This is a genomic window from Pseudomaricurvus alkylphenolicus, from assembly GCF_011683955.1.
GTDB classification, from domain to species: Bacteria; Pseudomonadota; Gammaproteobacteria; order Pseudomonadales; family Cellvibrionaceae; genus Pseudomaricurvus; species Pseudomaricurvus alkylphenolicus.
In genome coordinates this window covers 137,736-161,373 of record NZ_JAAQPI010000006.1, presented here as the reverse complement: position 1 = coordinate 161,373, position 23,638 = coordinate 137,736, and the positions used below count along the sequence as shown (strand labels likewise).

26 protein-coding genes and 2 tRNA genes are annotated in these 23,638 nt (G+C 54.7%); 22 read left to right on the top strand and 6 right to left on the bottom strand.

Annotated elements, in window-relative coordinates; translation table 11 throughout:
• Positions 1-21: 21 nt before the first annotated feature.
• The 11 genes from HBA55_RS16735 (at position 22) to HBA55_RS16685 (ending at position 9,276) form a co-directional block, all read left to right on the top strand.
• On the top strand, positions 22-447 hold the full coding sequence (locus HBA55_RS16735; RefSeq protein ID WP_166993765.1) for a biopolymer transporter ExbD: 426 nt from the start codon (positions 22-24) through the stop codon (positions 445-447).
• Positions 444-1,475 carry a tetraacyldisaccharide 4'-kinase gene (lpxK, locus tag HBA55_RS16730; RefSeq protein ID WP_166993763.1) on the top strand — a complete coding sequence of 344 codons (1,032 nt, stop codon included), beginning with the start codon at positions 444-446 and terminating at the stop codon, positions 1,473-1,475. The genes HBA55_RS16735 and lpxK overlap by 4 nt, the downstream gene beginning before the upstream one ends.
• Before the next feature lie 35 nt (positions 1,476-1,510).
• Positions 1,511-2,278, top strand: coding sequence for a 3-deoxy-manno-octulosonate cytidylyltransferase (gene kdsB, locus HBA55_RS16725; RefSeq protein WP_166993761.1), 768 nt, complete (start codon positions 1,511-1,513; stop codon positions 2,276-2,278).
• 93 nt (positions 2,279-2,371) lie between these two features.
• Complete coding sequence (locus HBA55_RS16720) at positions 2,372-3,247, top strand: HDOD domain-containing protein (protein ID WP_166993759.1); 876 nt, start codon at positions 2,372-2,374, stop codon at positions 3,245-3,247.
• Positions 3,248-3,264: 17 nt separating this feature from the next.
• Positions 3,265-3,762 (top strand): low molecular weight protein-tyrosine-phosphatase, encoded by a 498-nt coding sequence (locus HBA55_RS16715; RefSeq protein WP_166993757.1) that lies wholly within the window; start codon positions 3,265-3,267, stop codon positions 3,760-3,762.
• On the top strand, positions 3,759-4,814 hold the full coding sequence (murB, locus tag HBA55_RS16710; RefSeq protein WP_338109419.1) for a UDP-N-acetylmuramate dehydrogenase: 1,056 nt from the start codon (positions 3,759-3,761) through the stop codon (positions 4,812-4,814). The genes HBA55_RS16715 and murB overlap by 4 nt, the downstream gene beginning before the upstream one ends.
• Before the next feature lie 6 nt (positions 4,815-4,820).
• A complete protein-coding gene (locus HBA55_RS16705; RefSeq protein ID WP_166993755.1) occupies positions 4,821-5,450 on the top strand; it encodes an alpha-ketoglutarate-dependent dioxygenase AlkB family protein in 630 nt (209 codons plus the stop codon).
• A gap of 275 nt (positions 5,451-5,725) precedes the next feature.
• Positions 5,726-6,361 carry a response regulator gene (locus HBA55_RS16700; protein WP_166993753.1) on the top strand — a complete coding sequence of 212 codons (636 nt, stop codon included), beginning with the start codon at positions 5,726-5,728 and terminating at the stop codon, positions 6,359-6,361.
• Positions 6,362-6,488: 127 nt separating this feature from the next.
• Entirely contained in the window at positions 6,489-8,390 is a 1,902-nt protein-coding gene (gene uvrC, locus HBA55_RS16695; protein ID WP_420821504.1) for an excinuclease ABC subunit UvrC, read from the top strand.
• 63 nt (positions 8,391-8,453) lie between these two features.
• Positions 8,454-9,026, top strand: coding sequence for a CDP-diacylglycerol--glycerol-3-phosphate 3-phosphatidyltransferase (gene pgsA / locus HBA55_RS16690; RefSeq protein WP_166993751.1), 573 nt, complete (start codon positions 8,454-8,456; stop codon positions 9,024-9,026).
• 163 nt (positions 9,027-9,189) lie between these two features.
• A tRNA-Leu gene (locus HBA55_RS16685) sits at positions 9,190-9,276 on the top strand.
• 46 nt (positions 9,277-9,322) lie between these two features.
• Here HBA55_RS16685 and HBA55_RS16680 read toward each other — a convergent pair.
• The 3 genes from HBA55_RS16680 to HBA55_RS16670 all read right to left on the bottom strand — a co-directional run bounded on the left by HBA55_RS16680 (position 9,323) and on the right by HBA55_RS16670 (position 10,734).
• A complete protein-coding gene (locus HBA55_RS16680; protein ID WP_166993749.1) occupies positions 9,323-9,529 on the bottom strand; it encodes a hypothetical protein in 207 nt (68 codons plus the stop codon).
• 557 nt (positions 9,530-10,086) lie between these two features.
• On the bottom strand, positions 10,087-10,284 hold the full coding sequence (locus tag HBA55_RS16675; RefSeq protein ID WP_166993747.1) for a hypothetical protein: 198 nt from the start codon (positions 10,282-10,284) through the stop codon (positions 10,087-10,089).
• 195 nt (positions 10,285-10,479) lie between these two features.
• Positions 10,480-10,734, bottom strand: coding sequence for a hypothetical protein (locus tag HBA55_RS16670; protein WP_166993745.1), 255 nt, complete (start codon positions 10,732-10,734; stop codon positions 10,480-10,482).
• A gap of 148 nt (positions 10,735-10,882) precedes the next feature.
• On the opposite strand from HBA55_RS16670, the gene HBA55_RS16665 reads away from it, so the two are divergent.
• Together HBA55_RS16665 and HBA55_RS16660 are read left to right on the top strand one after the other, a co-directional pair.
• Positions 10,883-11,809 (top strand): tellurite resistance TerB family protein, encoded by a 927-nt coding sequence (locus HBA55_RS16665; protein WP_166993743.1) that lies wholly within the window; start codon positions 10,883-10,885, stop codon positions 11,807-11,809.
• A gap of 24 nt (positions 11,810-11,833) precedes the next feature.
• Positions 11,834-12,499: an SDR family oxidoreductase gene (locus HBA55_RS16660; protein ID WP_166993741.1), complete on the top strand. Its 666-nt coding sequence runs from the start codon at positions 11,834-11,836 to the stop codon at positions 12,497-12,499.
• A gap of 4 nt (positions 12,500-12,503) precedes the next feature.
• Here the strand turns inward: HBA55_RS16660 and HBA55_RS16655 are convergent, their stop codons facing one another.
• A complete protein-coding gene (locus HBA55_RS16655) occupies positions 12,504-13,460 on the bottom strand; it encodes an MBL fold metallo-hydrolase (RefSeq protein ID WP_240946131.1) in 957 nt (318 codons plus the stop codon).
• Positions 13,461-13,771: 311 nt separating this feature from the next.
• On the opposite strand from HBA55_RS16655, the gene HBA55_RS16650 reads away from it, so the two are divergent.
• Both HBA55_RS16650 and HBA55_RS16645 read left to right on the top strand, forming a co-directional pair.
• Positions 13,772-15,688, top strand: a complete 1,917-nt coding sequence (locus tag HBA55_RS16650; protein WP_166993737.1) for a DUF885 domain-containing protein — start codon at positions 13,772-13,774, stop codon at positions 15,686-15,688.
• Positions 15,689-15,735: 47 nt separating this feature from the next.
• Positions 15,736-15,809: transfer RNA gene (locus tag HBA55_RS16645), tRNA-Cys, on the top strand.
• Between the two features lie 41 nt (positions 15,810-15,850).
• On the opposite strand, the gene HBA55_RS16640 is transcribed toward HBA55_RS16645, so the two are convergent.
• Positions 15,851-17,566 (bottom strand): amidohydrolase, encoded by a 1,716-nt coding sequence (locus HBA55_RS16640; RefSeq protein ID WP_166993735.1) that lies wholly within the window; start codon positions 17,564-17,566, stop codon positions 15,851-15,853.
• A 217-nt stretch (positions 17,567-17,783) separates the two neighbouring features.
• Here HBA55_RS16640 and HBA55_RS16635 point away from each other — a divergent pair, with 217 nt between their 5' ends.
• Complete coding sequence (locus HBA55_RS16635) at positions 17,784-18,068, top strand: hypothetical protein (RefSeq protein ID WP_166993733.1); 285 nt, start codon at positions 17,784-17,786, stop codon at positions 18,066-18,068.
• 61 nt (positions 18,069-18,129) lie between these two features.
• The gene (locus tag HBA55_RS16630) at positions 18,130-19,068 is read left to right on the top strand and encodes a PilZ domain-containing protein (protein ID WP_166993731.1); all 939 of its coding nucleotides are present in this window, start codon (positions 18,130-18,132) and stop codon (positions 19,066-19,068) included.
• A 257-nt stretch (positions 19,069-19,325) separates the two neighbouring features.
• Here the strand turns inward: HBA55_RS16630 and HBA55_RS16625 are convergent, their stop codons facing one another.
• A complete protein-coding gene (locus HBA55_RS16625) occupies positions 19,326-19,913 on the bottom strand; it encodes a Maf family protein (RefSeq protein ID WP_166993729.1) in 588 nt (195 codons plus the stop codon).
• A gap of 145 nt (positions 19,914-20,058) precedes the next feature.
• On the opposite strand from HBA55_RS16625, the gene HBA55_RS16620 reads away from it, so the two are divergent.
• From HBA55_RS16620 to fabG, 5 genes are read left to right on the top strand one after another with little or no spacing between them, the layout of a single operon-like run.
• A complete protein-coding gene (locus tag HBA55_RS16620) occupies positions 20,059-20,592 on the top strand; it encodes a YceD family protein (protein ID WP_166993727.1) in 534 nt (177 codons plus the stop codon).
• A 42-nt stretch (positions 20,593-20,634) separates the two neighbouring features.
• On the top strand, positions 20,635-20,817 hold the full coding sequence (rpmF, locus tag HBA55_RS16615; protein WP_166993725.1) for a 50S ribosomal protein L32: 183 nt from the start codon (positions 20,635-20,637) through the stop codon (positions 20,815-20,817).
• Positions 20,818-20,869: 52 nt separating this feature from the next.
• The gene (gene plsX, locus HBA55_RS16610) at positions 20,870-21,850 is read left to right on the top strand and encodes a phosphate acyltransferase PlsX (RefSeq protein WP_240946130.1); all 981 of its coding nucleotides are present in this window, start codon (positions 20,870-20,872) and stop codon (positions 21,848-21,850) included.
• Between the two features lie 36 nt (positions 21,851-21,886).
• Positions 21,887-22,828, top strand: coding sequence for an ACP S-malonyltransferase (gene fabD / locus HBA55_RS16605; protein WP_166993721.1), 942 nt, complete (start codon positions 21,887-21,889; stop codon positions 22,826-22,828).
• A 45-nt stretch (positions 22,829-22,873) separates the two neighbouring features.
• Positions 22,874-23,617: a 3-oxoacyl-ACP reductase FabG gene (gene fabG, locus HBA55_RS16600; protein ID WP_166993719.1), complete on the top strand. Its 744-nt coding sequence runs from the start codon at positions 22,874-22,876 to the stop codon at positions 23,615-23,617.
• Positions 23,618-23,638 lie beyond the last annotated feature (21 nt).

Below are 23,638 nucleotides of genomic sequence, written 5' to 3'. Positions count from 1 at the left end.
GGCGGCAGGGAATCAGAACGGGTGAAATTCAGACGACAAACCCAGGTCGAAGATTCGGTTAACCTGACGCCGTTGATCGACGTGGTGTTTTTGCTACTCATATTCTTTATGGTCTCCACCACTTTTACCAAAGAGACCCATCTCAGTGTCGATCTCCCCGAAGCGAATGGCGAGCCCGCACTGGAACCGGATCAGGTGGTGGATATCCTTATCGCTGCCGATGGCAGTTATTCCATCAACGGCCGGGGGCTGGTTAACCAGAAAATCGACACCTTGATGACCGCCATCGACAAAGTCAGTGGCGGCGATAATCAGTGGCCCATGACAATTACGGCGGATGCCAAAACCCCCCATCAGTCGGTGGTTACCGCCATGGACGCGGCCGGGCAATTGGGCTACGTGCACTTGAGTATCACCACCCGCAAACCGGCTGACGAACAACCTTGAAAAGCGAAGATTTCTGGCTCAATGCCTGGTACCAGGGCCGCTGGTGGCTGTGGCTGCTGTGGCCATTGAGCCTGTTGTTCAGAGCCCTGGCGGGCTGGCGCCGTCAGCGACAGCAAGCGCTGGCCAAACCCTTTTCAGCCCCGGTCATTGTTGTCGGTAATATCACCCTTGGGGGAACCGGCAAAACGCCGGTGATCATCGCACTGTGCCAATACCTTCGAGACAAGGGCCTCAATCCGGGCATCGTCAGCCGCGGATATGGCGGCAGCGCGTCCGAGTATCCCTGGCTGGTTACTGCGGAGACGCCGCCCGGGGTAAGCGGCGATGAACCCCTGTTGATAGCCAGGGAAACCGGTTGCCCGGTCATGGTTGGACCTGATCGTGTCGGCTCTGTTGAAAAACTGATTACCGAGCACGGATGCAATGTGTTGCTCAGTGATGATGGTTTGCAGCACTATCGCTTATCCCGGCAGTGGGAGATTTGTGTATTGGACGCCGCCCGGGGTTTGGGCAATGGCAAATGCCTGCCGGCGGGCCCCTTGAGAGAAACACCGTCAAGGCTGCAGCAGGTTGACTGCGTGCTGATTAATGGCGCCTCAGTTGAATTGGGGGCAGACGCTCAGATCCAAGAGGTTGATGCCCACGCCATGCAACTGCAGCCGCGGTACTGGCGACGGGTGGTTGATGGTGAATCCCGGTCATTGCATCCTCAGCCCTGGGGTTCGGTAGATACGGTGGATGCAGTCACGGGCATCGGCAATCCTGAGAGATTTTTTCAAACACTGACCGGGATGGGGGTGAAGGTGCGCGGAATGGCGTTTCCCGATCATCATCCCTTCGTTAGCCAGGATCTGGCGTTTGCCCTGAACAAGCCCCTGCTGATGACGGCCAAGGACGCGGTAAAATGTCAGCCCTTTGCGGCACAAGACTGGTGGTATCTGGTGGTTTCAGCGGAGCTGCCCAAGGCTTTTTACCAGCGATTGGATCAATTGCTTCAACGACATGGGCTGCTGAGGTCTTCCAGCTAACCCAGAGTTTCAACCGTACAAAGAGAGTTACAGTCATGAACTACACGGTCGTAATTCCGGCCCGCTACGCATCGACCCGCCTGCCGGGTAAGCCGCTTAAAGACATCGCTGGAAAGACCATGGTGCAGAGAGTCTATGAACAGGCCACTCAAAGTGGGGCGGATCGAGTGGTCATCGCCACCGATGATCAGCGTATCGAACAGCAGGTGCGTTCATTTGGCGCAGAAGTTTGCATGACCTCGGACCGACACGAATCCGGCACGGATCGATTGCAGGAAGTGGCTCAACAGTTGGCACTTGCAGACGACGACATTGTCGTTAATGTGCAGGGTGATGAGCCGCTGATTCCACCGGCGGTAATCGATCAGGTGGCCGCCAATTTGGCGGCAAATGCCGATGCCAGTGTCGCTACACTGAGCGAGCCGATTGAGGATGCCGAGGATTACCTCAATCCCAATATTGTCAAAGTCGTGGCGGACAAAAGCGGCCTGGCATTGTATTTCAGCCGTGCCAGCATTCCCTGGCCACGGGACTCGTTTGCCGGCATGGACTTGGAAAATCCACCGCAGTTGCCCGCCGCAAACCTGTTCCAGCGTCATATCGGCATCTATGCCTACCGGGTTCGGTTGCTCAACGAGTTTGTAACTTGGCCCCAGGCGCCTCTGGAAACGCTCGAATGCCTGGAGCAACTGCGGGTACTCTGGAACGGTCAGCGTATCCATGTGGCAGAGGCGCAAGAGAAGGTGCCAGGTGGAGTGGACACACAGGAAGACCTGGATCGGGTTTGCAGATTACTGAGCTGAACATCCGATTGGCGAATGCTGGAATTTGAACGTAAACTGCTGTTGTTATCCGGATTCTGTCACCTGAATTCTGTCATGGATTAGAGGCGAATTATGGCGCACACCCCCCAGCTCAAAGGACTCGTTGACGACGTAGAAAATCTGATCTCACTGCCCGAGGTGGTGATCAAAGCCAACGAGTTGATCAATTCCGGTACCTCCACGATCGACGATATTGCCGAGTTGGTGTCACTCGACCCTTCGTTGAGTGCCAAGCTGCTAAAGCTGGTCAACAGCCCTTTTTATGGGTTTCCGGCAAAAATCGATACCATCAGTCGAGCGATCACTCTGATTGGTTTGACGGAGCTCCGATCTCTGATTTTCTCCGCTTCAGCAGTTGATGCAATAGAGCGTATTGCTCCGGATTCGCTCGATATGAACGATTTCTGGCTACACAGCGTTTTTGTGGGGCTGGCGGCAAAACACATTCTTGACGACCGCAAGATGTCAGAGCAGCTGTTCCTGATGGGTCTGATGCACAATCTTGGCATCATCGTGCTTGCCAGTCAGTGCCGCGAAACCTCGGCGAGAATTCGTCAAACCGCGACCGATACGGGCAGACCCGTTTTCGAAGTGGAAAAAGAGGTGTTGGGCTATACCTGTACTGACATCTCTGCGGCACTGATGCAGCGCTGGAAGTTGGCGGAGTCTTTGTGGAAGCCGGTGCAACATATTCACCATCCGGATCAGGCTGGTGAACATCAGCGTTATGCCTCCATCCTGAATCTCGCCAAACGGCTGGACGATTGCTCGGAGCCAGACAGCAAGCGCCACGACAGTGCGACTCTCTCGACCTTGCAGATGGATTCAGAGCTGCTGCGGGCTGCCGGGGCCGAAGAGGCGGATCTGGAAGCGGTGATTTCCGAGGTAAATCTCGGTTGTCTGGAGGTCTGCTGCATACTCTATCCCGGCGCCATGATGGTGTACTGATCAAGGAGTTTCCTCAATTGAAAAAGCACGGAACTGTTTCCGTTCTGTTTGTTTGTCTCGGTAATATCTGTCGCTCCCCAACTGCTCACGGTATTTTTGCCGCCGCCGTTCAGAACGCCGGCCTCAATGATTGCGTGCGGGTCGATTCTGCCGGCACTGGAGCCTGGCATGTGGGTAATCCCCCGGATCCCAGGTCTCAAGCGGCGGCGCTGGAGCGTGGGGTTGATCTGAGCAGTCAGCGGGCCAGGCAGGTCAAGCGCGCCGACTTTGATCAATTCGACTACATTCTGGCCATGGATAAAGACAATTTGTCGGATTTGCGTTCGCTGGCGCCGGCCCACTACGATGGGGTTCTTGAGCTGTTTTTACGATTGGATGAAGGTACCCGGGAGGTGGAGGTACCTGACCCTTACTATGGCGGAGCAGACGGGTTCCAATTGGTGGTAGATCTGATCGAATCCGCCTCACAGGAGCTGTTGAGCCGTATCCAGCGACAGTTGGAGGCAAATCAGTGAGTCTGTCCTCGGTCATTCCCCATGCGGATCTGACGACGATGAATACCCTGGCACTGCCTTCCCAGGCGGCTTATTTCGCCTCTGTGGATTCGGTGGCGCAATTGCAGGAAACTCTCAAGTGGTGGAAGTCTCAAAGGACATCCTTGCCGGTGATGGCATTGGGAGGAGGCAGCAATCTGGTGTTGGCGGGCGACATTCAAAGGCTGGTGATAAAGGTTGATATCCAGGGGCGGGAAGAAGTCCAGGAAGACGATCAATTTGTGTGGCTCAGGATCGGAGCGGGTGAGAACTGGCATGATCTTGTCCGGCATTGTATGGATTTTCATCTCTGGGGGTTGGAAAACCTGGCCTTGATTCCCGGCAATGTGGGGGCGGCCCCCATTCAGAATATCGGTGCTTATGGGGTGGAGCTTTGTGAGCTGTTTGCTGAGCTCACGGCCGTGGAGATCAGCAGCGGGGTCAGCGTTACCTTTGATCGTGATGCCTGCCACTTCGGGTACAGGGACAGTGTGTTCAAACAGCGTTTACGGGATCGCTACATCATCACTTCCGTGACGCTGAAATTGCGCAAGGAAGCGGATCTGTGTTGGCATTACCCGGCCCTGCAGCAGTATTTTGCGGAGCGGGAGACCGAGCCCGAGACGCCGCTGGATATCTTTGCAGCTGTGTGTGAGGTTCGGCGCAGTAAATTACCGAATCCGGCAGAGATTGCCAATGCCGGCAGCTTTTTCAAAAATCCGGTGATATCTGATGCTCAGTACCAACAATTGCAGCAGCGCTACCCGGATATGGTTGCCTATCCCCAAGCGGGTGGCAAAGTAAAGCTGGCGGCTGGCTGGCTGATCGATCAGGCAGGCTGGCGAGGTCGTCAGCAGGGAGCCGTGGGGGTGCACGAGCGACAGGCGCTGGTGCTGACACACGATGGCTGCGGCACCGGTGCGGACCTATTGGCACTGGCCGACGACATCAAGTCCGATATCTATGAGCGTTACGGCGTAGAGCTGGAAATAGAACCTCGGGTGTATCTTGGGCGGCCGAATGCTGCGGAATAGAAGCTGATGCGCCAGGGCTCGCTGTTTGATCAAGGCTCGGGCAACGGCACAGAACAGCGATTGGATCTGCCGGATGCGGACATTCGCCTGATCGAGCACTGGCTGCCGTTGCACGACGCCAATCACTATTTTCAGATTTTGCGCCAACAATTGGCCTGGGAACAGTCTGTCATACAGATCTATGGCAAACCAACGCCCATTCCCCGTCTCAATGCCTGGTATGGGGATCCGCACTGCGATTACAGCTACTCAGGATATCAATTACCGCTGCATCCCTGGACGGAGGATTTGCTGGCGCTCAGGGCTCAGCTGCATCAATTATTGGGGATCAGCTTTAACTCGGTGTTGGCCAATTGCTATCGCAATGGCCATGACAGCGTGGCATGGCATGCCGACAATGAACCGGAGCTGGGCCCCCGCCCTGTGATCGCCTCCATCAGCCTTGGGGCCAGTCGCCGTTTTGTTCTCAAACACAGGCGCCGCAAAGATATTGACCCTGTGACTATTACTTTAAATCACGGTGCCCTGTTGGTGATGGCAGGAGAGACACAACACCAATGGCTCCATGCCTTGCCGAAAACCCGCCAGGCGGTGGGTGAACGAATAAATCTTACGTTTAGGCTCATCTGTCGTTGATTCCGAGACTATAATGAAGGCGAACTGAGCGATGTCATTTTGTGTTATTCGCAATCGCTATAAAATTCCGGTTTTTGTGACGAAATTAACAGAATTCTCTTGGGTAACCCGGTCCGCAGGTGGTACATTCGTTGTGATATCGGCAGGGACTTTGGGAAATGAATTGGCGTCGGTATCCATTGCGGGATAAAGGGATTCGTAATCAAGAGGCAACAACAATTCCAACCGTACAATAAGCCCCGGCCAACTGTCGGCGGCGTCTTGGGGAACGTATTTTGACAAAGATTCTGGTGGTTGATGATCATGACCTGGTTCGCATGTTGTCAGATGTGGATGAATTCGAGGTGGTGGGCGAAGCCAGCACTGGCGAGGAGGCCTTGCAGCTGACACGTTCCCTGGCACCCGATGTTGTCCTGATGGATGTTAAGATGCCCGGCATTGGGGGTATCGAAGCCACCAAGAAGCTTCTGGCCATTCACGACTACGTGAAAATCATTGCCGTCACCGCCTGTGACGATGATCTGTTTCCGACCCGCTTGCTGCAGGCTGGTGCCATGGGTTATGTCACCAAGGGTGCAGACCTTGACGAGATGATCAAGGCCATTCGCGCCGTCTGCGGTGGCGATCTCTACATGAGCAACAGTGTGGCGCAGCAGCTGGCGCTGAAGAATTTTGGCGGCAAACAGGAAGAGTCCCCCTTCCAGAAACTGTCCGAGCGGGAATTGCAAACGGCCATGTTGATTGCCCGTGGCAAGAAAGCCCAGGATATTGCCGATACCTTTTGTGTCAGCCCAAAAACCGTCAACAGCTATCGGTATCGAATCTTCGACAAGCTCAGTATCAACAGTGACGTTGAGCTGACTCTGCTATGCATCAAGCACAATATTCTGGATGTAGAAGCCCTGGTCTGATTGCTTTTTCAACTGGCTGCCTGCAAGTTGAACACCCATCTCTCCCGGACGGGGTGGCTTTGGACCTCGGTGGTGCCCCGGGTGTAAACTGTCACGCTTGACCTGTACCCAGTAAGCTTTCTCTGTGATCGATTCCACACCAACGTCTGACACCACCCCTGACGCTCCCAATGAGCCTGCAGAGGAAACGTCCGCCTCCGGCATAGACCATTTTGATGCTGCCGGTTTTCTCAAGCAGGTGACTCGCCAGGCGGGCGTTTACCAGATGTATGGCGGTGACGGCAACATTCTGTACGTGGGCAAGGCCAAGAACCTCAAGAACCGGCTGACCAGCTACTTTCAATCTTCGTCAGGCCTGTCGCCCAAGACCCGCGCTCTGGTCTCAAGGATTCGCAATATTCAGGTTACGGTGACACCCACTGAGGCGGAAGCCCTGGTGCTTGAACAAAACCTGATCAAACAGCAGCGTCCGCCGTACAATATTCTGCTGCGGGACGACAAGTCTTACCCCTATATTATGTTTACCAGCGGCGATGAATTTCCGCGTCTGGCCATGCATCGGGGGGGCAAAAAAAAAGGCGTCAGTTATTTTGGGCCTTTCCCGAATGTGGGAGCGGTCAAGTCGAGTCTCGGCTTCCTGCAAAAAACCTTCCGCCTGCGCAATTGCGAAGACAGCATTTTTAATAACCGCCAACGGCCGTGTTTGCAACATCAGATCAATCGCTGCACTGCGCCCTGTGTCGGTCTGATCAAGGCAGAAGAATATCGAGAAGACATACGCCATGCGGAGATGTTTCTGCGTGGCAAAAGCGATGAGCTGGTCAGGGAGCTGGCCGATCAGATGGAAGCGGCTTCCATCAATCTGGAGTTCGAAAAAGCGGCGGTTTATCGCGATCAGATTGCCGCTCTCAAGCGTGTCCAGGCCCAGAATATTGTCGAAAGCGGCAGCGCTGATATTGATGTGATCGCCCTGCATCAGCAGGCCGGTATGGTCTGTGTTCATCTGCTCTATATTCGCCAGGGTAGAATCCTCGGCAGTAAGAGTCATTTTCCCAAGGGGCAGCTGCTGGAAGTGGGCGGTGAATTATTGGCGTCATTTTTGGCCCAGTTTTACCTGCAAGGGGCAGAGCGGGATTATCCGAGAGTGACATTGCTGAGTCACGAAGTCAGTGATCACGAGGTCATCAGTGAAGCCATTCAGCAGCAGTGTGGCCGCCAGATTGCCTTCCAGTCTGATTTGCGTGGTCAGCGCAATCGATGGATGCAGATGGCACTGACCGCTGCCAAGGAAAACCTGCAGGCGCAACTGGCTAACAAACAGAATACGTTACAGCGATTCGAGGCTTTACAGGATGCCCTGAGGCTGGAATCCATGCCGGAGCGGCTGGAGTGTTTTGATATCAGCCACAGCCACGGCGAACTTACCGTCGCCTCCTGTGTGGTGTTTGACACCAATGGTCCTCTGAAGAGCGACTATCGAAAGTTCAATATCGATGGCATTACCGGTGGCGACGACTATGCCGCCATGGAGCAGGCGCTGCGTCGTCGCTATACCCGGCTCCAGAAGGGGGAGGGCGTGATGCCCGATATCCTGCTGATCGATGGTGGCAAGGGGCAGCTTAACAGAGCCCGAGAGGTGCTGGCGGAATTGGCCGTGACGGACGTACTGATGATCGGTGTTGCCAAAGGCACCACCCGCAAGGCGGGCTTCGAAACCCTGATTCTGCCCGACGGTACCAGCGAAATGACACTCGATGGTGACTCTCCGGCTCTGCATCTTATCCAACATATTCGCGACGAATCTCACCGTTTTGCGATCACCGGGCATAAACAGCGTCGTGATAAAAAGCGTCGCACTTCCCGCTTGGAGGACATTCCCGGTGTCGGTGCCAAGCGCCGAAGGGAGTTGTTACGACACTTTGGCGGTCTGCAGGGAATACAGAAAGCCAGCATAGAGGATCTGGCCAAAGTGCCGCTCATCAGCAAAAAAATCGCCGAGGATATTTACACTGCCCTGAACAGCGAGTAAGTTGCACAGCGCGGGCGCGCCACGCCGCCCACAGTTGTATAAATTTCAAACAAATAGGCCGCCATGACCCTCGCCAACCAGTTGACCCTGTTCCGCATCGTCCTGATTCCGCTACTGGTCATCGTGTTTTACCTGCCCTTTGCCTGGAGTTACCCGGTGGCGGCCATGATATTCACGATTGCAGCCATCACCGACTGGCTGGATGGCTACGTCGCTCGTCGATACAACCAGTCCACGCCATTTGGTGCTTTTCTTGATCCGGTGGCAGACAAGCTGATGGTGGCGGTGGCCCTGGTGCTGCTTGTCGGCGCTCACGCCAATGCCTGGCTGGCGATACCTGCTCTGGTCATTGTCGGGCGAGAGATAGTGATATCCGCACTGAGAGAATGGATGGCAGAGCTGGGCAAACGGGCCAGCGTCGCGGTGAGCTATGTGGGCAAGGTAAAAACCACCTTCCAGATGCTGGCCATTATCGCGCTCTTATCGGTCAGCCCGGACAGCCATGCGGACTGGCTGATTCTGGGTTACGTGATGCTCTATATCGCCGCGCTTTTAACCCTCTGGTCCATGGTTATCTACCTTCGTGCAGCCTGGCCGGAGCTGATGGCGGAAACCACTGTATCCCCATCTGAGTAAAACTTGACCGAAGCTTTGGCTTGTATCGCTAAGGTGTTGATTTTAGATTGATTTGTCCCGGCCTGTGGGGTAGGATTTGCGTCCGCTCGGAGGCCGCCAGGGTTTCTGAAGCGACTCCGCCTTTAATCGGTGGCCCCTCATTGCTGGCCTGCCGATGCTCATAGCCCGAGTGGTGGAATTGGTAGACACAGGAGACTTAAAATCTCCCGACTTCACGGTCGTGCCGGTTCAAGTCCGGCCTCGGGCACCATATTTCAGGAGAATACCGGCACCTCGGTAATTTTGCCTGCAATAAATCAAGCCCGTTTCTGTGACAGTGACATGACTTCTCGGGCCAGCTCTAGCGAGCCCTGATTCTGATGGTTGTCTAGCGTCTGTACCTTCAGCCACCACTGCTCCTTCACATCAAACAGTCCTCGGTTTTTCCGGCGATCTGGAAGGGGATTTCCATCTTGGTCGCAATGATCGCTGTTGTCACAGTTCTTGCGTCGACACTCAAACATAACGGCTCCGTGCCCAGGCTACTTCCCTGGATAAATCTGTTTACGGTGTGTTTGTGTTTGCGGTGAAGATCCGTCTTCGCAATCGAGGTAGGCTCGAATGTCCTTGGGGTTTATTTCAGTGTAGCAGTCTTTATGACTAGTGCTGGTCTTCACTTCAGCCAGATACTATGGCGTAACTAAGGCACCTTGCCGGTCTCGCAGAATTGCCAAATTCTGCTGCTTCATTACAAGCTCTTGCTTCGCCTTAGCCAATGACTCGTAGGCAGAAGGATGGTTTAGCAATACTTGAACTCTGGCCTGCAGATATTCGATGTCTTCCTGGAGCGAGGATTCTATAGATGTTGATCGGTTGTACACCTAGATTCTCCATTCTTACAGGGTTCAGACAGGTAACCATCGAAATAAATGATAAGAGATATTGCGTGCCAAAGTAGTGGCAAATTTCTCTATCTGTTGTGAGATATATCTTACAAGCTGGTGAACGAAGACATCCGGCTAATTCTCTGCAGAGAGTTAGGCGCAAAACTCAATCGCCTTTTGCTTGGGTTTCGGTGTTTTCAGAAGCCTGGCTCTCTGAGGTTGGCAACGAGCAGTTTCCTCTTTCCGCTCAGCTGCTTTTTGGCCTCTCGAAGGGACGCAAAAGCAAAAGGACGGTCTTGAAGTGCCTGAATCCTGGCTGTCAAAAATTCAATGTCTTCCAGCAACGAATGCAGGTCGCCAGAGTAGGGTGCAGTCATTTCTTCTTGTGGGGTCATTAGAATCCGCTTCTCTCTGATTGCTCTGGGAGCAGATTATAATGGCGCGCGATTCAACATTCTGTGAGGCAGGTCTCGAAGGGAGGTTTTAATTATCGGGCTGCTGGGGTCAGTGAAAAGAGGGCGATGTAAGCCAGGTGGTTCTGCATCACCAATCTGAATGGTTGAGAGTCCCCTAAACAGTGGCCTCCAAAGCTATTGCGTTACCTCATCGCAGTTACCGCTTTTGCAATTCAATCCGCATTCGTAGAACCCGTCCATTCCGTTCTGGAGAGAAAGTTTCCATTTGGCGGCTTCTCGGCAGCTTTCTAAGGTGGGGTAGGTACCCAGTACAACTCGGTTGTCGGGCTGGTAGCCACCGACATAGGCATACCCCGTCCATTCTTGTTGTATCATCTGGTAGATGAGGGCGGCGCCGGCAATTGACGCGCAGATCAGCAGTCCTTTCATGGTTCCCCGGTGTTCGCTTCAGTCCGTCGAAGGAGGTTTGTAGTGGCAGTCTAACACTGAATTTCGGGACTGGCTTAACGAGGGTAAGCAGTGTTAACAGCAAATTTACAGTTGGCCACCATTAACCTGTGTTGATGTGGAGAAAACGATGTCTCAATTCGAGCAGTGCGAGTGGTTTAAGGATGTTGACGCCGTGGTTCGTGAGCCGCTGCGATTCAAGCTCAAGCTTGATATTGGTGAGGAAGCGTACCAAAGCCTGAGGGTCAAAAAACATCTGACCGACGCATGGGATACCCTGGGGGTGGCGGCCACCGGCGCCGGGGTTGCCAAATCGTCGCTGGTGGCCACGACTTTTTTTGCTCCCAAAGGTATTCTGGGTGCTATTGGGCTGGGAACGGCGGCAACACCTGTTGGCTGGGTGGCTGCCGCAGGTATCGTTTCCGCCGGGGCATGGGTCGGCGTGACAAAATACCTTAAAAAGCAGAGCGCCGATCGTGTCAAAGTAATACCCGAATTTATCAATACGCCAATGGATGTATTGGCGTTAACCTTGTTTGATTTTATGGGCATCCTGGCGTTAAAAGTTGCGGCGATCGATGGCGAGGTTCAGGCTGACGAGCGGGCATTGATCGAGAGCTACTTTATCGATGAGTGGGGGTTTGATTCGCAGTTTGTTGAATCCGGGTTGACTTTTATCGAGCAGAAGGGGGCGCACAATTCCATTAAGGAAATCGCTCAGGCGCTGGCGGAATTTAAACGCGAAAACCCCGACTGTAATTACGAATCCATGAGCAAAGAGCTGCTGGCTTTTCTGGAGTGCATTGCCAAAGTGGATGGTGCCATGGATGAGCGCGAAGAACTGGCTATTGAACGGGTGGCTCGAACTTTTGAAGAAGTGGGGCGATTCAAATTTTCCCGTGTACTCAATCGCAGTTCCAGTATGGTTGCTCAGAGTGGAAAGAAAGGGGCCGGACTCTTGCTGGCAGGCATCAAAGCGACGGGAGGGGGAACTCGAAAACTGGGCAGCGGCATTAAATCCCGTGTTGGAAAATGGCTGCCCAAAGGCAGAGATTAAAAGGCAAGAGCAGAGGATATTGAGATGTCAAAAACAGTTGTGATTACCGGCGCCAACCGGGGTATCGGCTTATCATTTGCGCGTTACTATTCTGACCTAGGCTGGACCGTGTACGCAGGCTGTCGGCAAAGCAGCTCTGAGCTGAATGGCTTAATGGTCAATGTGATAGAAGGTGCTGATGTTGCCGATCCAGAGGGTATCACCCAGTTAGTCAACGCGCTTAAGGGCGCTAGTGTTGATGTGTTGATCAATAATGCCGGTGTGTTGCATTACGATGCTTTGGGCGGCATTGATGCAGATTCCATTCGGCGTCAGTTTGAAGTCAATGCACTGGGGCCGTTGATGGTGTGCGAAGCCCTGCGAGATAACTTGTCATCTGGAGGCAAGATTGCGTTAATCACCAGCCGAATGGGCTCCATTGCTGATAATACCAGCGGTAGCCGCTATGGCTACCGTATGTCAAAAGCCGCGTTAAATATGGCCGGCGTGTCCCTGGCTCATGACCTCAGTTCCCAGGGTGTGGCGGTAGCCATCTTGCATCCGGGCCTGGTCGGCACGGACATGATTGGTGGGCGCGGTGATATCACGCCCGATCAGGCGGCTGAGCGTTTGGCCCAGCGTATCGACGAATTGAATCTGGATAATTCAGGGACCTTTTGGCATTCGAACGGTCAGGAATTACCCTGGTAGGCCGTTACTCAAATTTGCAGGCGTCCGGCAGCTGCAAGTAGGTGTCGACGCCATCGGGGTTTTCCTGGCGCATCACCATTCGCCGCTGAATCAGGCTGTTAAGGTGCGCCAGGGTTTCCCCCACGGCGGGGAGCGTGGCGCCACCGCTGATTTCGCGGCGGAATACTGCCGGAAAACACTCGACCACTTGCTTGGGCTCATCTACCAGGTTGAACAATTGGGAAAGTTTGTCCTTGTGGAATTCAATCAGTTGGGTCAAACGCACCCCGACACCTTTGAAAGGCTCCTCGTGGGCGGGTAACACCAGTACATTGCCCGGCATCTGTTCGCGAATATTGGCACAGGACGCCATCCATTCATCCAGTGGGTCGCTGTCCGGCTCGGGTGGCATTACGCTGACGTTGGAGGTTTCCCGTGGCAGGATCTGATCACCGGAAATCAGGATTTTCAAGGCCGGGCAATAGAGCAGCACATGTTCCGGAGAATGGCCGCTGCCCACAATCACCTGCCAGTAGCGGTCATTGATCTCAATGGTCTCGCCGTTCTTGAGTCGACGATAACTGTCGGGCAGTGGAGAAATCATTTCGCCAAAATGGCCAAAGCGCTGCCGGTATCGCTCCAGTACCTCTTCGCCGACACCGGCCGCTTTATAAAAATTGATCGCCACGTCTGGTGCCGGCTTGCCGGTATCGGTCACCATCGCCTTGCACATCATGTACTCTTCGCGGGAGATCCACAGACGGCAGTCGAAACGACGGGTCATCCATCCGGCCAAGCCAATATGATCAGGATGCAGGTGGGTGACAATCACCCGCTTCACCGGCTTGCCCTTCATAAAGCCTTCAAACAGCTGCTCCCAGATGTCGCGCATGGAGGGGATATTCATGCCTGTGTCGACCACTGTCCAGCCATCGCCGTCTTCCAATAACCACAAATTGATATGGTCCGGGTTGCCCGGCATAGGCATGCACACCCAATATACACCTTCGGCGATCTCATAGGGCTTCTGGGGTTCAGGGAAGAAGCCCCGACCCAGAGGGTACTGAAGGCCTCGATAAGATTCAGAGGCTGACTGTGTATTGCTTGAAGTGACCAAAGTGGGATCTCGCTTTGTTGAGTTAACGTTTCTACCATATCAATTATTGTAACCGGCAGCCATGTGGCAGCACTTGCGCGACTGCAGGCCAAACGCTGGTTAATGGTGTGGCGTCAAATCATTGCGGGTTATTCACTCGGGTTCGTCATACACTGGTACACGGAGGAATAACCCTAATGAAAAAACTCACTCTTTTGGCCAGCGCCAGCGTTCTGACACTGTTGGCCGCTTGCCAGGCCAATAATTCCGATACTGCCGACCAGGCCGCTGGCCAGGCAGTCGATGCACAAAATCAAATCCAGAGCACGGCAAAAAGCGCCTCTGCCGAAACCCCATCGGCAGCATTCCTGGCTTTTACCGAGGAGCAGGCCAAGCGTATTCTGCGCGAGCAGCCCACCTTTGCCACCAGTTTGGGGGTGTCTGAAGACTACCTTGGGCAGAAATTTAATGACCGCCTGCCGGATTTTTCGGTGGCGTCCATTGAAAGGGCCAAGGCCCATACCGACGAATTGCGCCAGGGGCTGGCGGCTATTGATCGCACCAGTCTTTCCGGCACTGCCGCCACCACTTATGACGTGATGCAAACCACACTGGATCTGGCGGCCGAGTTCAAACCCTATGTTTTCGGAGCTTATTTTGCCTTGGGGGTATTTTCTCCTTATACCGTGACTCAGCTCTCGGGGCCGCATATCGATCTGCCCCGGTCTTTGCAGACAGAACATCCTTTGACCAACAGTGACGATGTGGAGGATTACTTTGCGCGGCTGGAGGCCGTTTACCAGGCTCTGGCCGATACCGCTCAAGTGGTGACGCTGGAGGCGGACAAGGGACTGACTCCTCCCCAGTTTGCCCTGCAGGGTGCCATCAATGTGATTACCGAGATGACCGCAGTGGAGGCCAGCCAACACCCGCTGGTGAACTCCATGGTTCAACGGCTCAAGTCGGTGGAGAGCATTACTGAGGAGCAGCGTCAGCATTACGCTGAGCGCGCGACCAAGCTGGTGGCCGAAAAAGTCTATCCCGGTTACGCCGCCCTGAAGCAGGCATTGGAACAGGCCGCTGAAAAGGCTCAGGGGGATGCAGGCATATGGGCGTTGGAAAACGGCACGCGACTGTATGAGCTTGCCCTGCAAAACTACGGAGCGGCCGGCAAGACCGCCGAGCAGGTGCACCAGCTGGGGCTGGACGAGGTTGCCCGCATTCAGGCGGAAATGGATGAGATTTTGAAGGGGCAGGGCTATACCGAAGGTGGCATTATTGAACGCTATATCGCCCTGACGGAAGATCCGAAACACCTTTATCCCAATACTGACTCGGGTCGTCAGCAGCTGTTGGACGATCTGAACAAACAGATGGACGAAGTTACCGGTCTGCTGCCCAAAATTCTGGTGACCCTGCCCAAGGCGCCGGTAGAGGTACGCCGTATTGCGGAGTACGAGCAGGACAGTGCACCGGGCGGTTACTACACCGGCCCATCCCTGGACGGCTCACGCCCGGGAATCTATTGGATCAATCTTAAGGATACCGGCGACTGGCCAGCCTTTACGCTGCCGACGCTGACCTACCACGAGGCCAGCCCCGGGCATCACCTTCAGGTGACCATCGCTCAGGAAATCGAAGATATGCCTATGATCCGCAATATGCTTTGGTTCAGCCAGTATGGCGAAGGTTGGGCGCTGTATGCGGAGCGTCTGGCCAAAGAGCTGGGGCTCTACGAGAGCGACCCGCTGGGCGACCTGGGACGTCTGCAGTCTGAGCTGTTCCGCGCAGCCCGCCTGGTGGTGGACACCGGCCTGCACCACAAGCGTTGGACTCGTGAACAGGCTATCGAGTGGATGTACAGCAACACCGGTGAGAGCAAGGCCGCAGTCACTCGTGAGATTGAGCGTTACAGTGTCTGGCCAGGTCAGGCGACCTCGTACAAGCTGGGGCAGATTCGTCTGTTTGAGCTGAGGGATATGGCTGAACAAGCGTTGGGTGAAGAGTTTGATCTGCGTGAGTTTAACGACCAGATTCTGATCAAAGGGGCGGTGCCACTTCCGGTGCTGGAGGCAAACATCCGCGGATGGATCGAGGAGAAAAAGCGGGGCTAATAAGTCCTTGACTCATAAAGAGATATCCGTACAATGCCTCCCACTTTGGCGCGGTGGCAGAGTGGTCATGCAGCGGACTGCAACTCCGTGTACGCCGGTTCGATTCCGACCCGCGCCTCCACTATTTGAAAACCCGGCTCGCAAGAGCCGGGTTTTTTTGTTTCAGTATCCTTGGTCTGATGTTCGTTTAAAAATACTCACGCCACCGACAAAGGTCTGCAGTACCTGAATCTCGCGAATGGCCTCGGGGTTAACCAGGGGATCGCCATCAAGCACCACCAGATCCGCCAGTTTGCCCACTTCAATAGAGCCCAGTTCCTCTTCCTTAAAGATCTGCCAGGCAGCGTCTATGGTAATAGCCCGTAGCGCGCTCATGGGGGGCACCCGTTGTTCCTCTCCAATTACCTGATCACCACTGGACAGGCGATTGACGGTACTCCACACCAGCAACATAGGATTCATAGGTACCACGGGCGTGTCCAGATGCACGCTGTAGCGCAGTTGTCGCTCTTCGGCGGAGTGCGCCGGGCTCATGCGCATGGCTCGCTCCGGGCCCATAAAAATATCCCGGTGACGATCACCCCAGTAATAGGTATGGGCGGAGAAGAAACTGGGGGTGACGCCAAGCTGCTTCATTTTATCCAGCTGGTCGTCCCGGGCCATTTGGGAGTGGATCAAAATCAAGCGTGGATCTTCTGCCGGGTGCTCAATTTGTGCCTGCTCGAAGGCGTAGAGAATATCATCAATGGCGGCGTCACCATTGCCGTGAATCGCCATTTGAAATCCAGCTTGATGAAAGCGGGTGACCCAATCGGTCAGTTTTTCGCGGCTCATGATGGGGTAGCCGCGATAGTCCTCGTCTCCGCGGAAGGGGGTGTGGTAGGGGTGACTGAGATAACCGGTAAAGCCTTGAATGCTGCCGTCCGCGCCAATTTTGATGGTGCGGGTGCGAACCCGGTCGCTATTGAAATCTTCCAGGTCAAATTCGCCTGACAGTATGTCCTCACCCAACATGTCGTAATAGGGCCAGAGTTCCAGCCGGAAGGGGATCAGCCCCAGTTTACTTGCCATCGACAGACCTTGAATGGTGCTTGTGTCGGCCGCTCCGCTCTGGGCGGTGGTCACGCCCATTGAGGCATACTCTTCGGTGGCGAAATTCAGGATGTGGTAGAAATCAATCAGTGACAGGTCCATGGCATGGTAGGCCAGCTCCTGGTGCGCCTTTTCTTCCAGCAGGCCGGTGAGCTGACCATTGCTGTCTTTGACGATGATTCCGCCCGCTGGGTTGGGCGTGTTTTCGTCGTAGCCGGCCATTTCCAGCCCGAGGCTATTGGCCACGCTCATGTGGCCGGACACGTGTATTGCCAGCACTGGGTGCTCGGTGGAAACCGCATCCAGCTGCGCGCGGGTGGGATGTTGCTTTTCTGACAGCAAGGTGTCGTCATAGGCAAATCCGATGACCCACTCGCCGGGCGGTGTGTTGGCAGCCTGTTGGCGCAGCTTTTCCTGCAGTTGTGGGATGTTGGTGACCTGGCCGACCGGTGGACTGCTCAGGTCCGTTGTCAGGGCGACCAGGCCAGAGCCGGGGAAGTGTCCGTGCGCATCGATAATGCCCGGTATCAGGGTTTTGCCCTTGAGGTCGTGAATTATGCTGGAGCCGTTCTTGAGGGCGAGGATGGCCTCGTTGCTGCCCACTGCCAGAATGCGGTCGCCCTCAACCGCCACGGCTTCAGCGAGCGGAGTATCTGCATTCATCGTCAGCACGTGTGCGTTGATAAACAGCTGGCTGGCAGGAGGGTCTTCGGGTGAGATGGCCAGATAGATACCCAGTGTCGTGATTACAATGATAACGAGGCTGGTCTTAAGCAGAGTTTTCATCCGTTTCCTCTGGAATTGTGGTTGCTTGAATAACCCTACTCGAAAATTGCTCGCTGGCGACAGGCCAGTTGTTTTTATTCCATCAGGCCAGATGATGCAGGAATGTCCTTATTTCACAAGAAATTTGTCGCTTTGTGTAATTGGTTGATTGGGGTTGAGCACCTACCATCTTGGTTTCTGATTTATGGAAATCCAATTCGGTCCGGAGGAGAGAGGTTTGAACAAAACTGTTGGTGTTCTATTTAAAGTGCAGCTGCTGGCTTTCTATGCGGTGGCGGCTATCAGTCCGTGGGTTGATGTGCTGTCCGCATATCAGGACCTGTTTTTGAAGGTGGTGTTGGTGCTCGCGGTGGCGCATATGCTTGAGTTTCTGGTGGTGCGGAAGCGATTTGAAGGGCTGCCGGGAGGTGGTTTCGGGCACTTTCTGCAAACCCTGCTGTTCGGCTTTCTTTATTGGTTGCCGCTGTTCAGAGCCCGATCAGGCGTGTCTGAGTCACATTAAACGCGTTATCCCCCTGTGAGATTCTGCCGGGCTCAATTTTTTCGGTTATTATCCGATATAGATGAAGAGCATTGCAGGGGATGGCATGATTTCGTTTGGCGGCAAAAAGAAGGTCAAGACAACGGTTGAAAAGCCCAAGCAGAGCGCAGGTATGTCCCGCGCCGCCCAAAAGCACCTGCGCCAGGTTTTTCGACTGCTGAGCGCGGCCAAAATCGGCAGCCGTATACGCTACCACCAGGAATATGAAGAAAGCACCATCCTTGAAAGCCTGGTGGTGGGATATCGCATCAACAAAACCTTTATCTTTCGTCAGAACGATGTTGTCTTCGATGATGATGAGCACTCACCCCGCTTGATTGTCAATACCGGTAAGGGGCAGGAGGACATCACGGTTGTAGAGGATCTGCAGCTGGTGGTCCCGGGTGGTATTGGCGAGGAGCGCAAACTCGACTACGATTCCCGCGCCAATCTGGGGCGCCGTGGGCCATTTGCTCCCCATTCACACCTGATGGTGATGTCTCACAGCTACAACAGTGAGCACCTGAAGTTTGAAGCGGTGGTCACTCGCAATCAAAAGTTGATAGAAGGGGTTCACAGCGGTCTGGCCGTCGCTCTGCTGGAGGTGATGCTGGGCACTTTGGATACCCATGAGCCCAGGCGCCATTCGCGGGTGGAGACCAGTCTGGTGGTAACTGTCTGCAAGAACGGCAAGGAGACTGTGACCACGGCTTATCTGCTGGACTTCTCCGAGGAGGCTATGCGCCTGGCTTTGGATACCGAGGGCGAAGAGTGGCCGGAGTTTGGTAAAAAGGACTTCCTGCTGGTGGGGCTGAAGACGGCGCCTGACAAGCCACTGGTCAAGCTTCGCTGTGAGTGTGTGGCCACCCGAGGTGTTGATCGGGTGTTCCGTATGACCCATATACTGCGCCACGGCAAAAGCGCGCCCTTTGAAATGCTCGATGCCCTGGAAATCAAGATTGACCTGATGAATCTAGTGTAGTGTATTAAGTAGATTGCCGTTTCAGTGGCCCTCAAATTCGTCACAGTTAGGAGCAGTTTGCAGGAAATGTCGTCAACCTTTTCAAAAACTGCGACAACGCTGTGGCGAATTTGAGGGTCACCCTGCGGGCAAGCCGCTAAGGGGCCATCTCCGTTGTTGCATTTGTTCGAAAGATCACCAATATTCCTTCACAAACGCGCCTAGGAGCTGGCCCCTTAGCGACTTGCTGAAATCGACAATCTACCTAATACACTACACTAGGTGCCGGCTAAGACATCTACGCCTTCGTTCAGAAGCATATCGGTCAGTTCAATCAGTGGTAGTCCGACCAGTGTGTTGGGATCATCTCCCCGGATATACTGAAACAGACTGATGCCCAGCCCCTCCGACTTGAAGCTGCCGGCACAGTCATAGGGTTGCTCGACCTGCAGATATCTTTCTATTTGCTGGTCACTCAGCTTCCGAAATAACACCTCGTAGCTGGCGATACGCACATGAAAGTTGTCGGTGTGGCTATTGAGCAGACAGACTCCGGTTAAAAAAGTCAGGCTGCGGCCGCTGGCTCGACGCAACTGTGCCACAGCTGCCTCGTGGGTGCCCGGTTTGGTGACCACCTCTCTGTCCAGAGCGGCCACCTGGTCTGAGCCGATAATCAGATGATTTGGGAATGTCTGTGCCAGTGCCTGTGCTTTTTCTTTGGCCAGCCGTTCCACCAGCTGCAGGGGTGTTTCTTTGGGCAGGCGTGATTCATCGATATCCGGCGAGGCGGCGGAAAATTCCAATCCCAATTTGCTCAATAATTGACGGCGATAGGGGGAGCTTGAGGCCAGAACAATAGGTTGCATAAGGGGCTTTTGCGTCCATTCAAGTGGGGTCAGCGGGGATTTTATAGACTTACGGCCAGAATTGCCCAAATAATCGCAAAATCAGGCCGTTAGACGCCTATTTTCCTTTGACAGGGGCCGGTCTGATCCATAGAATTGCGCGCTTATGTCAAGTACCCCCTCTAACAAGCATTTGCCGCGTCTGATAGACCCGCGCAAGTTCGCCCAGCAGGGCCTGAGTCTGAACGGCAATGTCGCCGTCAGCGAGCTCAGCCGACTGGCCGAGGCCTCGGTGGATCCGAGCACAGATGTAGAGGTGGCACTTGAGTTCGGTGTGGACGAAGAGAAGCATCGCCTGATTACCGGTAGCGCCCAGTGTCGGCTGAAAGTAGCCTGCCAGCGCTGCCTGGAACCTGTCGAGATTAACCTCGCGGCGGAGCTGAATCTGGCGATTGTCTGGGACGAAGAGCGAGCCAAACAGCTGCCGCGGGCGTTGGATGGGTTGATCCTCGGAGAAGGCCAGGCGGATCTCTATACCATTATCGAAGACGAATTATTGCTGAATCTGCCCATGGTGTCCTACCACGAAGAGGAGTGCATAGAGCAGACCAGCTTTGGTGAGGAGGTCGAAGAAGAGGCCTCTCAAACCAGTAACCCGTTTCAAGTGCTGGAACAACTTAAGGGCTCGCCGAAATCCTGAGGCGCCCCGGTTCCGGCGAACTTTGAGTAATAGGAGCACAACATGGCTGTTCAGAAAAGTAAGAAAACCCGTTCCAGACGTGGCATGCGTCGTTCTCACGATGCCCTGTCCGGACCAACCCTGTCCGTAGATCCAACCACTGGTGAAAAGCACCTGCGTCACCATGTTACTGCTGATGGCTTCTACAAGGGCCGCAAGGTCGTTGAGACCGGTAACGACGAATAATCGTCGATATCGACTATAGCTAAGACAGCGAATCTTTCGTTTGTCAGCCGGATTGACGATCGCCGTTGATCTGATGGGCGGGGACTTAGGTCCCCGTTCTACGTTACCGGCATCCCTTGTCTTCGCCGGTAGCTTCCCCGAGCTTAATCTCACCCTGTTTGGCGATGAACAGCAGCTGCAGCTGCCCGATTTGCCCGCCAATGTCACCTTTGTTCATTCTCCCGATACGGTCGCCATGGACGACAAGCCCGCGCTGGCACTGCGCCAAAAACAGCAGTCGTCGATGTGGCAGGCCATTGAGACAGTGGCGGATGAGCGCGCCAGCGCCTGCGTCAGCGCCGGTAACACCGGTGCGCTGATGGCCATGGGCAAATTTATGCTCAAAACCTATCCCGGGATTGATCGGCCGGCTATCTGCAAGGCCGTGCCCTGTCGAGGCGGCCACTGTTATATGCTGGATCTGGGGGCAAACCTGGATTGTACTTCGGAGCAATTGGAGCAGTTTGCACTGATGGGCAGCATTCTGGCGGAGTCAGACGGCATCCGGCATCCGGTCGTGGGGCTGCTTAATGTGGGCTCTGAACACATAAAAGGACACGAACAGATTCGCCTGGCGGCCAATTCCTTAACCGCCAACCCGCGTATCCGTTACGGCGGCTTTGTGGAGGGGGACGGCATCTTTTCCGGTGAGTTTGATGTGGTGGTCACCGACGGTTTTGCCGGCAATGTGGCACTTAAGGTAGGGGAGGGCGCGGCCCGTCTTCTGGGTGAACAGCTGCAAGAACAGCTGCAAAGTCACTGGTTGGGACGGCTGGCTGGCCAAATTGCCAGTCCCCTGTTGCGAAAATGGCATACAAAATTTGACCCTGCTCGCTATAATGGCGCGAGTTTTCTAGGTTTGCAGGGAATTGTCGTGAAAAGTCATGGCAGCGCTGATGAGCGGGGTTTTGGCCACGCACTTCAGGTCGCAAGGGAGCAGGCGATCCACGGTGTCCCGCAAAAAATCAATCAACAGATAGCTGAGCTTGTTTGATGATGGCTGTCTGTCCAATATGGAATCAATACCTCTATGGCAAGTGAGCAACTCGCATTTGTATTTCCCGGTCAGGGTTCCCAAAAGGTCGGCATGCTGGCAGAGCTGGCCGCCGATTATCCGGTTATTCAGGAGACCTTCGCCGAAGCGTCAACCGTTTTGGGATACGATCTCTGGGCGTTGATCCAGGAAGGCCCCCAGGAAGAATTGAATCTTACCGAGCGTACTCAACCCATGTTGCTCACTGCCAGTGTGGCTCTATGGAAGGTTTGGCAGCAGAAGGGTGGCGCTCAGCCGTCGCTGATGGCGGGTCACAGCCTGGGAGAGTGGTCTGCTTTGGTGTGTTCCGGAGTGGTTGCCTTTGCCGATGCCGTCAAGCTGGTGCAGTTGCGTGGCAAGTATATGCAGCAGGCGGTTCCCGCTGGCGTTGGCGCCATGGCGGCCATTATCGGGTTGGACGACGACGCCATCAATGCGGCCTGCGAAGCGGCTGCCGGGGATGAAGTGGTTTCCGCGGTTAACTTCAACTCACCCGGTCAGGTGGTCATCGCCGGTCACGCCGGTGCGGTTGAGCGTGCTATTGCGGCCTGTAAAGAAGCGGGTGCCAAGCGCGCCATGCCGCTGCCCGTGAGTGCCCCTTTCCATACTTCTCTGATGCAGCCTGCCGCCGATAATCTGGCCGAGCAGATTCGCGCGACTGAGTTTTCCACCCCGAATGTGCCCGTTGTTCACAACGTTAATGCCAAGACCGAAACCGATCCGGCCCGTATTCAGGAGTTGATGATCGAGCAGATCTATACCCCGGTGTTGTGGGTCGATTGCACCCGCGCGCTGGTGGATGTCGGAGTGACCCAGGTGGTTGAGTGTGGTCCCGGCAAGGTACTGTCCGGCCTCTGTCGTCGAATCCAGAAAAGTCTGTCGGCCTTCGCTACTGAAACTCCGGCAGATCTGGATAAGGCGCTGGCGGAGCTGGGTTGATCCTCTATCACAATTTAAGCCTCTATCGCAAAACTAAGGGTGATTATGAGCATTAAAGATAAAGTGGCGCTGGTAACCGGCGCCAGTCGTGGCATTGGCGCAGCCATTGCCGACAAGCTGGGTGCCGAAGGTGCCATTGTTATTGGTACCGCCACCAGTGAGGGCGGTGCAGCCAAAATCAGTGAGCGATTTGCCGAGAAGGGCATACAGGGTGTGGGCAAGGTATTGAACGTGACCGATGCAGACTCCGTCGCGGCACTGCTGAAGGATATCCAGGGTGAATTCGGCGCGCCGGCCATTCTGGTCAACAACGCCGGCATCACCAAAGACAACCTGCTGATGCGTATGAGCGACGACGAGTGGTTTGACGTGATCAACACCAATCTGAGTGCCATCTACCGTCTCAGTAAGGCCTGCCTGCGAGGCATGATGAAGGCCCGTTGGGGGCGCATCATCAACATCAGCTCCGTAGTGGGCTCTATGGGTAATGCCGGGCAGTCCAACTATGCGGCCACCAAGGCTGGTGTCGGTGGCTTTGCCCGCGCTCTGGCCAAAGAAGTGGGCTCGCGCGGAATTACCGTTAACACGGTTGCCCCCGGTTTTATCGATACCGACATGACTAAAGAACTCAGCGACGAGCAGAAAGAACTGATGCAGTCGCAGATTGCATTGGGTCGTCTGGGGCAACCCGAGGAAATCGCCGGCGTGGTGGCCTTCCTGGCCAGCGACGCAGCCAGTTACGTCACGGGTGATACCCTGCATGTAAATGGTGGTATGTATATGTCCTAAGTCTTTGTTATTCATGCCATT